This is a genomic window from Candidatus Microbacterium colombiense (assembly GCA_029203165.1).
Taxonomy (GTDB): domain Bacteria; phylum Actinomycetota; class Actinomycetes; order Actinomycetales; family Microbacteriaceae; genus Microbacterium; species Microbacterium colombiense.
Genome location: CP119308.1, coordinates 1,240,825 through 1,253,340 on the forward strand (window position 1 = coordinate 1,240,825; position 12,516 = coordinate 1,253,340).

14 protein-coding genes are annotated in these 12,516 nt (G+C 69.0%); 10 read left to right on the forward strand and 4 right to left on the reverse strand.

Translation table 11 applies throughout. The features are described from left to right. The first annotated feature begins 13 nt into the window (after positions 1-13). Positions 14-1,108, forward strand: a complete 1,095-nt coding sequence (locus tag P0Y60_06080; protein WEK62321.1) for a hypothetical protein — start codon at positions 14-16, stop codon at positions 1,106-1,108. On the opposite strand, the gene P0Y60_06085 is transcribed toward P0Y60_06080, so the two are convergent. The 4 genes from P0Y60_06085 to P0Y60_06100 all read right to left on the reverse strand — a co-directional run bounded on the left by P0Y60_06085 (position 1,099) and on the right by P0Y60_06100 (position 4,847). Continuing rightward, positions 1,099-2,553 (reverse strand): polysaccharide biosynthesis tyrosine autokinase, encoded by a 1,455-nt coding sequence (locus P0Y60_06085; GenBank protein ID WEK62322.1) that lies wholly within the window; start codon positions 2,551-2,553, stop codon positions 1,099-1,101. The genes P0Y60_06080 and P0Y60_06085 overlap by 10 nt on opposite strands. Before the next feature lie 106 nt (positions 2,554-2,659). Continuing rightward, positions 2,660-3,388: a low molecular weight phosphatase family protein gene (locus P0Y60_06090; protein WEK62323.1), complete on the reverse strand. Its 729-nt coding sequence runs from the start codon at positions 3,386-3,388 to the stop codon at positions 2,660-2,662. Continuing rightward, a complete protein-coding gene (locus P0Y60_06095) occupies positions 3,385-3,849 on the reverse strand; it encodes a VanZ family protein (GenBank protein WEK62324.1) in 465 nt (154 codons plus the stop codon). Before P0Y60_06095 ends, P0Y60_06090 begins: the two co-directional genes overlap by 4 nt. A gap of 53 nt (positions 3,850-3,902) precedes the next feature. Then, the gene (locus P0Y60_06100; protein WEK62325.1) at positions 3,903-4,847 is read right to left on the reverse strand and encodes a Ppx/GppA family phosphatase; all 945 of its coding nucleotides are present in this window, start codon (positions 4,845-4,847) and stop codon (positions 3,903-3,905) included. 36 nt (positions 4,848-4,883) lie between these two features. Between P0Y60_06100 and coaA the strand changes: the two genes are divergently transcribed. The 9 genes from coaA to P0Y60_06145 all read left to right on the forward strand — a co-directional run bounded on the left by coaA (position 4,884) and on the right by P0Y60_06145 (position 12,514). After that, a complete protein-coding gene (gene coaA / locus P0Y60_06105; protein WEK62326.1) occupies positions 4,884-5,828 on the forward strand; it encodes a type I pantothenate kinase in 945 nt (314 codons plus the stop codon). Positions 5,829-5,891: 63 nt separating this feature from the next. Next, positions 5,892-7,739 carry a glutamine--fructose-6-phosphate transaminase (isomerizing) gene (gene glmS, locus P0Y60_06110; GenBank protein WEK62327.1) on the forward strand — a complete coding sequence of 616 codons (1,848 nt, stop codon included), beginning with the start codon at positions 5,892-5,894 and terminating at the stop codon, positions 7,737-7,739. Between the two features lie 131 nt (positions 7,740-7,870). After that, positions 7,871-8,230: a holo-ACP synthase gene (locus tag P0Y60_06115; GenBank protein ID WEK62328.1), complete on the forward strand. Its 360-nt coding sequence runs from the start codon at positions 7,871-7,873 to the stop codon at positions 8,228-8,230. Continuing rightward, positions 8,227-9,333 carry an alanine racemase gene (gene alr / locus P0Y60_06120; GenBank protein WEK62329.1) on the forward strand — a complete coding sequence of 369 codons (1,107 nt, stop codon included), beginning with the start codon at positions 8,227-8,229 and terminating at the stop codon, positions 9,331-9,333. Before P0Y60_06115 ends, alr begins: the two co-directional genes overlap by 4 nt. Next, positions 9,330-9,815 carry a tRNA (adenosine(37)-N6)-threonylcarbamoyltransferase complex ATPase subunit type 1 TsaE gene (gene tsaE / locus P0Y60_06125; GenBank protein ID WEK62330.1) on the forward strand — a complete coding sequence of 162 codons (486 nt, stop codon included), beginning with the start codon at positions 9,330-9,332 and terminating at the stop codon, positions 9,813-9,815. Before alr ends, tsaE begins: the two co-directional genes overlap by 4 nt. A 20-nt stretch (positions 9,816-9,835) precedes the next feature. Further along, positions 9,836-10,459, forward strand: coding sequence for a tRNA (adenosine(37)-N6)-threonylcarbamoyltransferase complex dimerization subunit type 1 TsaB (gene tsaB, locus P0Y60_06130; protein WEK62331.1), 624 nt, complete (start codon positions 9,836-9,838; stop codon positions 10,457-10,459). After that, entirely contained in the window at positions 10,456-10,947 is a 492-nt protein-coding gene (gene rimI / locus P0Y60_06135; protein ID WEK62332.1) for a ribosomal protein S18-alanine N-acetyltransferase, read from the forward strand. The genes tsaB and rimI overlap by 4 nt, the downstream gene beginning before the upstream one ends. After that, positions 10,944-12,011 (forward strand): tRNA (adenosine(37)-N6)-threonylcarbamoyltransferase complex transferase subunit TsaD, encoded by a 1,068-nt coding sequence (gene tsaD / locus P0Y60_06140; GenBank protein WEK62333.1) that lies wholly within the window; start codon positions 10,944-10,946, stop codon positions 12,009-12,011. The genes rimI and tsaD overlap by 4 nt, the downstream gene beginning before the upstream one ends. Next, complete coding sequence (locus P0Y60_06145) at positions 12,008-12,514, forward strand: hypothetical protein (protein WEK62334.1); 507 nt, start codon at positions 12,008-12,010, stop codon at positions 12,512-12,514. The genes tsaD and P0Y60_06145 overlap by 4 nt, the downstream gene beginning before the upstream one ends. Positions 12,515-12,516: the final 2 nt, after the last annotated feature.

Sequence of the window (12,516 nt, forward strand, 5' to 3'; positions counted from 1 at the left end):
TAGGCTTACAGCCATGTCTGATCGCTTCCTCGTCAGCGCGGTCGGTGCCGTCATCGATATCGACCTCTCGCGCCGCGACCCCGCCTTCTCCTCACGGGCACGGCGGGCATGGTCCGATGCGATGTACGAGGGGCCGGACGCGCCCACTGCGGTGGTGACCGATCGTGCCGAACTCGACGACCTGGCCGCACTCGCCTCGCTGTCGACCGACGTGACCCTCGCCGCCCTCGCTCAGCGCCGCGGTGATGCGCTGTGGATGCTGCATGCGGCGGGCCTCGCCGATGAGGAGGGGCGCGTCGTCGTGCTGAGCGCGCCTTCGGGCACGGGGAAGACCACTGCGGCCCGGCACCTCTCGCAGCACTACGCCTACGTGAGCGACGAGACCGTGGGCATCGATCGCACCGGCGTCGTGGTTCCGTACCGCAAGCCGCTGTCGATCATCGATCGCGCTCAGCCCCACAAGGCGCAGGTCGCCCTGTCGAGCTTCGACGGCGGGCGCGTGCTGCCCGCATCGCTGCGCGTGGCGAAGATCGTGGTTCTCGATCGGAGTGAGGACGGCCCATGGGTGCCGGAGCTCGACGTGCTGGACCTCTCCACCGCGCTCGAACTCCTCGCCCCGCAGACGAGCTACCTCAGCGACGCACAGGCACCCCTGCACCTGATCGACGGACTGCTTCGAGCCACCGGGGGCGCCGTGCGGTTGCGCTATCGCGAGGTCGACACGATCGACGGTGTGATCGCCGAGCTGCTGCGCACCGAGGTGACGGTCGTCTCTCCCGCGACGGCCGGATCGTCAGAGGCGCGGAGCGCGGTCGACGTCGGCCGCGCCGGCTATGCACGGGCACACGTCGTCGACGTACTTGAACTGCATGATGGGCGCCTGGCCGTGCTTCAGCGTTCGGACGTGGGCAGTCAGGTCCGAGTGCTAGACGGTATCGGCCCGGCGATATGGGCAGCCGCGATGGGCGCCTCGCTCGACGAGATCACGGTGTCTGTCGTCGAGGTCCACGGTGCGCCGGAAGGAATGGACGCCACGTCGATGGTGCAGGCTGCCGTTGATCGGCTCGTCGACGACGGCGTCCTCGTCGAGAGGTCGCCTCAGGTCTGAGCGCCGCGGCGCCGTACGCCGGGCTCCGGCTCCGCGCCGGCCGTTTCTTCGGGATCGCGACCGTAGCGCTCGTACGCCCCGTAGTACTCGCGGCCGTAGTAGGCCGACTCCGCGCCCTTGCGCGGAACCTTGTTGAGCACGACCCCGAGCACTCGGCCCGTGGTGCGGGAGATGTTGTCGATCGCGCGCTGCAGCATGTCGAACGTGGTCTTGCCCGACGATGCGACCAGCAGCACGCCGTCGGCGCCTGCCGCGAGCACCGCGGCGTCGGTGACCGGGAGTACGGGAGGAGAGTCGAGGATCACGATGGCGGACTTGCTGATGTCGGCCAGGAAGTCTCGCATCCTGTGCGACCCGAGAAGCTCGCTCGGGTTCGGCGGGATCCGACCGGCACCGAGCACCGCGAGCGGCACGTCGGCGTTCGGGCGGTGGGCGACGTCCTGCAGCTCGGCGCGTCCGGCGAGGATGTCGGTGAGTCCCACGTCCTTGGAGATGCCGAAGATGTCGGCGATCACAGGGCGGCGCAGGTCGCAATCGATGAGGATCGCCCACTGGCCTGCCGCGGCCAGGCTCGACGCCAGGTTCACGGCGACCGTCGACTTGCCGTCGCCGGGAACGGAACTCGTGACCACGATGACGCGCGGGGGGTTGTCGACGTCGATGAACTGCAGGTTCGTGCGCAGCTCGCGCATCGACTCGATCGTGTGATGCGAGACCCCGTGCTGCGTGTCGAGTGAGAAGTCGATCACTTGCCGTTCGCCGTCCATCGTCTTCTCGAGTGGCAGCGTGCCGATGACCGAGATGCCGGTCTCGCGCTCGATGTCGCGCGGGTGGCGGATGCGACGGTCGACCGTATGGCGGACGAAGGCGTAGAGGAGGCCGAGCGCGAGTCCCACCAGGGCGCCGATGATCAGATTCAGGCGCGTGTTCGGCGAGGACGGGCTGGTGGGGAGGCGGGCGGAGTCTCCCACGATGAGGCTGACGGCGGCCGGGGTCGCCTCGGTGCCGCCTTCGAGCTTCTCGATCTCGATCGCCATGCCGCGCATCCAGGCTTCAGCCAGGGCTTGCGCGGTCTCGGGCGTCGCACCGGTCGCCGTGACCTTGAGGGCCGTCGTATCGGTGGGGTTGGTCACGGACACCCGGGAGACCAGCGCCTCCGGAGTCGCGTCCAGGCCCAGGTCGTCGATCGCGTGTTCGGCGACAGCACGCCATGACCCGAGATTCAGATAGGACTTGACGCGGCTCTGGGCGAGCTGGTTGCCCACGAGGGCGGCGCCGGACGTTCCGTCTCCGCCGACGGACGTGACGATTCCGGTGGTGTCGGCCGCGTACACGCGGGGCTGTATCGCACTCCACCCGAACGCCGCTCCCGCGCCGAGCACGGTCGCCACGAGGATCACGATCCAGTGCGCGCGAAGTATCCGGAAGTAGTCGCTCAGTTCCACCTGTGATTCCCCTCACATCTCCCGAGGACTCACACACGGGAAGGCATTCAGAACGAGCATACGGGGCTTTGCGGGCTCAGCCAGTGACCGATATGTCGGTGCGTCGTCAGCTCAGCGCCGCGCGAACGACGCGCTCGACCTCGTCGATGGCCGGCAGGAGTTGCGCCGCGGACATCTCGTACGTCTCCCACGACCGGCGATAGGGATCGATCACGTCGTCGTCCTCCTCTGTGGAGAGGGACAGGCCCCGCTGACCGCTGAGCATCCGGATGGCGGCACGGAGGCGGGCGGGCGGCGCATCTCCGGCGGTGTCCGCCGCTGTGCGGATGGCCTCGTCCGTGACCGTTGCGGCCAGCCGGGCGAACTCGCGCACGGTGAATGTCTGGCGAAGCCTGCTCGGCATCATCTTCACGACGTGAGAGCGGTGCTCTCCCGCCATCGTCAGGATCAGGTCGGATTCGATCAGGAGGGGCTCGACCAGATAGCGGGCTGCGTGTGCGGCGGCGGCGTCGACTCGTGCTCCGGAGCGCACGGCGATCTGCTGCGCCTGATCGGTCATCCCATGCCCGACCAGGGCATGCGTCCCCGCGCTGTGAACGCGCACGCCCACGCCTTCGAGTCGTCGGCGCAGCAGGACTTCCGCCTGCGGCGAGCGGCAGATGTTGCCGGTGCAGACCGTCAGGATCGTGGGAGCGCCCGTGTTCGAGCCTGCGGTGGAGGGCTCGCCGAGCAGGTCGGCGAGCGGAACCGGCTTGTCCTTCTGCGGTCGGTTCTGCTCGCGCAACTCGCGCCGGCTGCGGCCGCCAGGAGGTGCATCGCTGAAGGGGAAGCTCATGCCCTCAGGCTAGAGGCTCTGATCCGCCTGCCGGCATGACTCATCTGCAGGACGGCATGGAGGGCGAGGCAGCCGATCACCGTGCCGATCGTGTTCGCGATGACGTCGGAGATCGTCGGGAATCGACTCGGGAGCAGCGACTGCACGAGTTCGATGGTGGCGCTCGTCGCGTAACCGAAGAGGATGATGAGCCAGGGGCTGGTGCGCGGCCAGGCCGCCGCCACCAACAGGCCGAAGGGTACGAAGAGGGCGATGTTGGCGAGGAACTCGAACAGCGTGTAGCTGGTCGAGAGTGCGATGCCGAAATGTGCGGACACGAACTCCGCGAGACGGAACGCGAGTCCGGTGACGCGGCCGGCGATGGACGCCGGCAGCCACACGATCAGCGCCAGACCGAGCACGTACGGAACCAGTAGCGCCCGGGCGAGCATCGCGACGGTCGGGGTGCGGGACTCGGGCATGGCACGAGCCTAGAGGTCGCGCCTGTGCGTTCAATCAGGTGTCCGCATCCGTCTCACGCACGTGTGCCACTCCAGCTGAGCTGCTCGATGTAACGCAACAGCACGCCCTCTCGCAGCGCCCAGGGTGAGACCTCGAGCTCATCGACCTCCAAAGCGGTCATCGCCGCATGCAACGCCACGGCGGCGGCGACGATCTGGAAGGTCCGATCCGGGGTGATGCCGGGCAACTCCTGGCGTGCGGAGGCGGGAAGCCGGGCGAGACGGGGGATCCACGAGCCGAGCGATGCGCGCGGGAGCAGCATCCGCTCCGATCCCGACCACCCGGGTGCCGGGTAGCCGACCAGGCGTGCCAGCGAGCGGATGGCTTTCGACGAGCCAACGACGTGGTCGGGGCGGCCGAGTTTCGAGAACTGCGGCAGAATTCCGGCGAGCGTGTGCGTGGCGTACGCCCGGAGGCGCTCCACGTCCTCTTCGCCCGGCGGGTCGTGAGGCAGGAACTGCACCGTCATGCGTCCGGCACCCAGAGGAACGGATGCCGCGGCGTCGGGCATCTCCTCCCCGCCCGCGGCGATCTCCAACGAGCCGCCACCGATGTCGAACAGCAGGAGTCGGCCTGCCGACCAGCCGAACCAGCGGCGTACCGCGAGAAAGGTCAGTTCGGCCTCGGTCTCGCCGTCGAGCACTTGGAGCGGCTGCCCGAGCGCTGCCTCGATGCGAGCGATCACGTCGGCGCCATTACGTGCATCGCGCACCGCACTCGTCGCCGTCGCGAGCAGCGCATCGACCCGCTCGGCATCGGCGACGCGACGCGCCTGAGCGACCGCCGCCTCGAGCGCCTGCACGCCTTCTTCCGAGATCGCGCCGTCGGGCGTGAGGTAACGCATGAGGCGCAGCACCGTCCGATCACTCGTCGTCGCGAGCGGTCGGCCGCCGGGGCGGACGTCGGCGGCGAGCATATGGACGGTGTTCGATCCGATGTCGAGGACTCCCAGGCGCACGGATCGACACTACTGCCACATCGATACGATGTATGCGTGACCACCGTCGACCCCGCGCTGCCGCTGTCTCCCTACCGGGAGATCGGCCGCGCTGAATGGGCGCATCTCGCCGCCGATCTCGATCAACCGCTGAGTGAGACCGAGGTCGTCGAGGTCCGCGGCATCGGCGACCGGCTGAGCATGACCGAGGTGCGCGAGGTCTACCTGCCGCTGAGTCGACTTCTCAGCCTCTACGCCACGTCGACCAAGCGGCTCGGCGCCGCGACGAGTTCGTTCCTGCAGGAAGACGACACGACGACGCCATTCGTGGTCGGCGTGGCCGGCTCCGTCGCGGTGGGTAAATCGACGATCGCCCGACTGCTGCGCGAACTCATGAGCCGGTGGCCGGGGACTCCGCGGGTGGAGCTGGTGACGACGGATGGCTTCCTCTATCCCAACGCGGAGCTCGAGCGCCGCGGTCTCATGGAACGCAAGGGATTCCCGGAGTCCTACGACCGTCGCGCGCTGCTCGAGTTCCTCACCGAGGTGAAGAGCGGGGCCGCCGAGGTGCGCGCACCCTTCTATTCGCACATGCGCTACGACATCGTGCCCGACGCGCACGTGGTCGTGCGCCGCCCCGACGTCGTCATCGTCGAGGGCCTGAACGTGCTCCAGCCTCCGCCCGCCCCGAACGATGTGGCGGTGAGCGACCTGTTCGACTTCTCGATCTTCGTCGACGCCGATACCTCGCACATCGAGAAGTGGTACGTCGACCGGTTCCTCGCTCTGCGGCAGGGGGCGTTCAGCAACCCGTCGTCGTACTTCAACGTCTTCGCCCATCTCACCGACGAAGAGGCGATCACGACGGCGCTCGGCTACTGGAACGAGATCAACATGCCCAACCTGGTCGAGAACGTGATGCCGACCAAGCATCGTGCGCGACTGGTGCTGCGCAAGGGTATCGATCACGACGTCGAGAGCGTGCTGCTGCGCAAACTCTGACCGAGGCGACGCGTCGGATATTGTTCGGACGGCTCGCAAAAATCCCGCCTTACTCTTGATCCCATGTGTGGAATCGTCGGATACGTGGGCCCGCGCCCCAGCCAGGACATCCTTCTCGCCGGGCTCGCCCGCCTCGAGTACCGCGGCTATGACTCTGCCGGCGTCGCCGTGATCGATGGCGACGGTGCGCTGGGCATGCGTAAGAAGGCGGGCAAGCTCGCCAAGCTGCGCGATTCGTTGACCGATGCTCCGCTGCCGGACGGCACGACGGGAATCGGTCACACCCGCTGGGCGACGCACGGCGGGCCGACCGACCTGAACGCGCATCCGCACCTCGCCGATGACGACAAGCTCGCCGTCATCCACAACGGCATCATCGAGAACTTCTCCGCCCTGCGTGAGGAACTGCTCGCCGACGGCGTCGTGTTCCGCAGCGAGACCGACACCGAAGTGGCCGCAGCCCTCCTTGGTCGGGAGTACGCGGGCAACGGGGGCGACCTGGAACTGGCATTCCGAGGCGTGGTCAACCGCCTCGAGGGCGCTTTCACCCTGCTGGCCATGCACCAGGACCACCCGGGGCTCGTCGTCGGCGCTCGCCGCAACTCCCCGCTCGTGATCGGTCTGGGCGAGGGCGAGAACTTCCTCGGCTCCGACGTCGCCGCCTTCATCGAGCACACCCGCAAGGCGCTGGCGATCGGTCAGGACCAGATCGTCTCGATCACCCCGGATGCCGTCACCGTCATCGACTTCGCCGGTACTCCGGTCGAGGCCGAGCCCTTCGACGTGTCGTGGGATGCCGCCGCCGCGGAGAAGGGCGGATGGTCCAGCTTCATGGCGAAGGAAGTCGCCGAGCAGCCCGAGGCCGTCGCGAACACGATCCGCGGTCGCATCCACGACGGTCAGGTCGTGATCCCCGAGCTCGACGGCCTGGACGAGCTCTTCGTGGGCATCAACCGCGTCATCATCACCGCGTGCGGCACGGCGTCGTACGCCGCGCTCGTCGGCAAGTACGCGATCGAGCAGTGGGCCCGCGTCGCCGTCGATGTCGAGCTCGCCCACGAGTTCCGCTACCGCGACCCGGTGATCGGCGCCGACACCCTCGTCGTCTCGATCAGCCAGTCCGGTGAGACGATGGACACCCTCATGGCGGTCAAGTACGCCCGTGAGCGCGGTGCCCGCACCCTCTCGGTCTGCAACACACAGGGTGCGACCATCCCTCGCGAGTCCGACGCGGTCGTCTACACGCACGCCGGACCAGAGGTCGCCGTGGCCTCGACCAAGGCCTTCTCCGCGCAGATCACCGCACTGCTGCTGCTCGGTCTGCACATGGGGCGCGTGCGCGGGGCCGTCGCGGATGCCTCGGTCGACGTCGCCGAGCTCGCCGCGCTTCCGGAGAAGATCGCCAAGGTGCTCGCCAGCGAGCAGGAGCACGTCACGCAGCTGGCCGGGTGGATGGCCGACACGCGTTCGGTGCTGTTCCTGGGACGTCACGTGGGCTACCCGATCGCGCTCGAGGGTGCGCTCAAGCTCAAGGAGATCTCCTATATCCACGCCGAGGGATTCGCCGCCGGCGAGCTCAAGCACGGCCCGATCGCACTGATCGAGCCCGGCCAGCCGGTGTTCGTGCTCGTGCCGTCGCCGCGTCACTCCGCGCTGGTCCACTCGAAGGTCGTCTCGAACATCCAGGAGATCCGCGCACGCGGTGCCCGGGTGATCGTGATCGCCGAGGAGGGCGACGCCGCCGTGTTGCCGTTCGCCGATGAGGTCATCCACATCCCGCTCGCGGGTGCGATGTTCGAGCCGCTGCTCGCGGTCGTCCCGCTGCAGATCTTCGCGATGGCTCTGGCCACCGCCAAGGGCCTCGACGTCGACCAGCCGCGCAACCTCGCGAAGTCCGTCACAGTCGAGTAAGCGCGCGGGCACACGCGCCCACTGCACGGCCTATTGCCGAGTGCACGGGATCTTCACGCGAAGATCCCGTGCACTCGGCGTTTCCCCGTGCACTCGACGGAGGGGAAGTGCGGCGCGAGTAGGCTGGGAACGTGATCATCGGGACCGGCATCGACCTCGTGGACATCCCGCGATTCGAGCGGACACTCGAGCGCACGCCACGCCTTCTGGAGCGCCTCTTCGCCCCGACGGAGCGCACGCTGCGGCTGGCGTCGCTCGCCGCCAGGTACGCCGCGAAAGAGGCGCTCATCAAGGCGCTGGGCGGCTCGGACGGCGTGCACTGGACCGAGATCGAGATCGCATCCGAACCGTCGGGGCGCCCGTACTTCGTGCTCTCGGGCACCACCGCGGCGGTCATCGAAGAACGCGGCATCGCACACTTGCATCTCACCATGTCCCATGACGCGGGGTTCGCCACCGCATTCGTCGTCGCCGAAGGAGAGCCGCTGTGACCGTCCCGTTCCGCGAGGCCACGATCGAGCTCGACGCGATCGCCGACAACGTGCGGCACTTCCGACGACTCACGGGAGTGGAGGTCATCGCGGTCGTGAAGGCCAACGCCTACGGGCATGGCGCCGCCGCCGTCGCTGTCGCCGCGCTGTCGGCAGGAGCGACGCGACTCGGTGTGGCCGAGATCCCGGAAGCGCTCGAGCTGCGGCGACAGGGCATCCACGCGCCGATCATGGCCTGGCTGCACGCGCCGGGTGAGCGGTTCGCGCAGGCGGCGGCCGAGAACATCGAACTGGGCATCTCCTCCTTCGATCAGCTCGAAGCCGCAGCTCTCGTGGCCACCGTCGATCATCCGGTCAGCGTGCACCTGAAGTTCGAGACCGGTCTGTCGCGCAACGGCATCGCCCCGGCCGACTGGGGGCGTGTGCTCGCCGAAGCCGCACGCCTGGAACGGATCGGGAGGCTGCGGATCGTGGGGTTGTTCAGCCACCTCTCGAACACGTCTGTCGAGGACGACCGTGCCGCGCTCGCCAAGTTCGACGAGGGGGTCGCTGCGGCGGCTGCGCTCGGCATCCGCCCGCAGATCCGTCACATCGCCGCCACCGCTGCCGCCATCGATCACCCGGAGATGCGGCTCGACGCCGTGCGCATCGGCATCGGGCTGTACGGACTCTCGCCGTTCGACGACCGCTCGTCGGCCGAACTCGGCCTGCGCCCCGCGATGACGCTGCGCGGTGCCATCGCGGCGGTGCGTCGCGTTCCCGCGGGCTCGGGTGTCTCGTACGGCTATGACCACCGCACCGAGCGCGACACCACGCTCGCGCTCGTGCCGCTGGGCTACGCCGACGGTGTGCCTCGTCACGCGTCGGGCCGGCTGCCGGTCAGCATCGGCGGACACCGCTTCACCAACGCCGGGCGCATCGCGATGGACCAGTTCGTGGTGGACGTGGGCGACACGCCCATCTCGATCGGCGACGAGGTCGTGCTGTTCGGCGACCCCACGCTCGGCGTGCCTTCGGCCGCCGACTGGGCGGACGCCGCCGGCACCATCAACTACGAGATCGTCACGCGCATCGGTGCGAGGGTTCCCCGGAGATCGTCATGAGCATCGATCCGGCGTTCCTCGGTCGGATCGAGGTCGACACCGCTGACGCGATGGAGCGCCTCGGTCTGCGCATCGGAGAACAGCTCGAGGCCGGTGACCTGCTCGTGCTCACGGGGCCGCTCGGCGCGGGCAAGACGACCTTCACCCGTGGCCTTGCCGAGGGGCTGGGAGTGCGGGGTCCCGTGCAGAGCCCGACGTTCGTGATCGCGCGGACCCATCCGTCGCTGGTCGGGCGCGCTCCGCTCGTCCACGTCGACGCCTACCGCCTCGGCTCCGGGGCGGAGCTGGACGATCTCGATCTCGACCTCTCGCACGCGGTGGTCGTGATCGAGTGGGGGCGGGGCATGGCCGAGGACCTTGCGGACTCCTGGTGGGACATCGAGTTCGAGCGTCCGGTCGGCCTCGCCGGAGACGACATCGATCCGTCGGAACTCGACGCCGATGCCCCCCGTATCGTGACGATCGCACAGCTCCGGAGCTGATCGCCGACTACCCTGGGAACGTGATCCTCGCCGTCGACACCTCCCTGGGGACAGCCGTCGCTGTCATCGATGCCGACGGTTCTCGCCGCGCGGATGCCGCCGCGACGGACCCGCTCGGTCATGCCGAGGTGATCGGCGACCTCCTCGCTCGGGTGATCGCCGAGGCCGGCGTGACGCCCGTCAGCCATGTCGTGGCCGGCATGGGCCCGGGACCCTTCACCGGTCTGCGGATCGGCATCGCGGCCGCGCGTGCGTTCGCCCTCGGGCGCCGGGTGCCCGTCGTCGCCGTCCCCAGCCACTTCGCCGCCGCGCTCACGGCGATCGAGACGGACGGAATCGCAGGAGTCTTCGCCATCGTCACGGATGCACGACGCCGCGAGGTCGCGATCTCGATCTTCGACGGGGTGGATGCCGATGGCCTCCCGCAGATCATCGCCGACACCGTGCTCGTGCCTCAGGCCGATGCGGACGCGCATCTCGACGGCATCCGTCGCATCGATGTCGCCGCGCTCTCCGGCCTCGATCTCGCGCGGGTCGGTGCGCGGGCCGTCGCCGCCTCGCGCACGCTGAGCGGCGAGGAGCCCCTGTATCTGCGTCAGCCCGACGTCCGCGTGCCAGGGATCCCGAAGAAGGTCGGGTCATGAGCCTGCGTGATGCCACACCGGCAGATCTCGACGCGATCATGCTGATCGAGAACCGCTCCTTCCCGTCCGACGCCTGGAGCGCCGAGAGCATGGCGGCGGAGCTCGCGAGCCCGCACGGACGCTACCTCGTCGACGAGGTCGACGGCGACATCATCGGCTATGGCGGGGTACGCGCGCTGCAGGGGAGCGCGGATGCCGACATCCAGACGATCGCGCTGGATGCGGAGCACCGGGGCGCGGGCCGAGGACGTGCGTTGCTGAACGCCCTGCTGGGTGCCGCCGCCGCGCGTGGAGCACGAGAGGTGTTCCTCGAGGTTCGCGCCGACAACCCGAGCGCGGAAGGGCTGTACCGCTCCGAGGGGTTCGAGGAGATCGGCCGCCGCGCGCACTACTATCAGCCCGATGACGTCGACGCGATCGTGATGCGGGTGGTCCTGAACCGACGTCCCGTGGCCCGACACGATCCCGCAGAGGAGGCGACCGCATGAGTGCGCCATTGGTGCTGGGCATCGAGACGAGCTGCGACGAGACCGGTATCGGCATCGTCCGCGGACGCACTCTGCTGTCGAACACGATCGCCTCGAGCATGGACGAGCACGCCCGCTATGGCGGTGTCGTGCCCGAGGTCGCGGCGCGCGCGCACCTGGAGGCGCTGCAGCCCTCGATCGAGGCGGCGCTCGCCGAGGCCGGTGTCACGCTCGACGAACTCGACGCCGTGGCCGTGACCAGCGGGCCCGGTCTCGCCGGAGCGCTCATGGTCGGGGTCGGAGCAGCCAAGGGACTCGCCGTATCGCTCGGCAAGCCTCTGTACGCCGTGAACCATCTGGTGGGTCATATCGCTGCCGACATCCTCACGGCCGACTCCGAACCTCTCGAGTACCCGACGGTCGCGCTGCTGGTGTCGGGCGGACACACCTCCCTGCTGCACGTGCGCGACCTCACCGCCGATGTCGAGTTGCTCGGCGAGACCATGGACGACGCGGCCGGCGAGGCGTTCGACAAGGTCGCGCGGCTGCTCTCGCTTCCCTATCCGGGCGGGCCGGAGATCGACCGTGCCGCGCTGAAGGGCGACCCGAACGCCATCCGGTTCCCCCGCGGACTCTCCCGCGCCTCCGACCTGGCGAAGCACCGCTATGACTTCTCCTTCTCCGGACTCAAGACGGCCGTCGCGCGCTGGGTCGAGCGCTGCGAGGCAGACGGCGTCGAGGTGCCCGTCGCCGATGTCGCCGCCAGCTTCCGTGAAGCGGTCGTCGACGTTCTCGTGACGAAGGCGCTCGCCGCCTGTGCTGACCTCGGCGTTCCCCGGCTGCTGCTGGGCGGTGGCGTCATCGCCAACCGTCGTCTGCGCGACGTCGCCCTGGAACGGGCCGCAGCCGCAGGGGTCACCGTGCGAATCCCGCCGCTCTCGCTGTGCACCGACAACGGGGCGATGATCGCGGCGCTCGCCGCGGAGCTGATCTCGGCGGGGCGGCAGCCGTCGACGCTCGCCTTCGGCGCGGACTCCACCTTGCCGGTCACGGAGATCCAGGTCGGCGAAGCGGTCCTGACATGAGCGGATCGCAGACGGACGGCCCGGACGAGCGCCCGGCATCCTCCTCCGACGAGGCCAGAGCCACGCCGACGAGCATCGATCGTCCGAGCGGAGAGGTCGAGCGCCCGGCAGGCGCGGCACGGCTCCCCGGTGCGCGCCGAGAGGGCTACTCGAAGCTCCCGACAGGTCCCGTCGGGATCGAGCCGGTCGTGGTGACCGGGCCCGAGATCGACGCCGCCGCAGACACCGAGTGGGAACCCGACACCGGAACCACGACCGTCGATGATGCCCGTCTGGCGCCCTGGGCGCTGCTCGCAGCCATCGTCGCACTCGCCACGTCCTTCTTCGTCGGGTGGGGAATCCCGGTCGCGATCGTCGCCGTGATCGCCTCGATCATGTCGTTGCGCCGCCCGGTGGAGAGTCGGGCGATCGCCCGGTGGGCTCTCGTGCTCAGCCTGTGTGCGACGGTCTTCAGCCTCGGGTGGTTGGTCTGGGCGGGCATGCAGTTCGAGCGGTTGGGATAGCC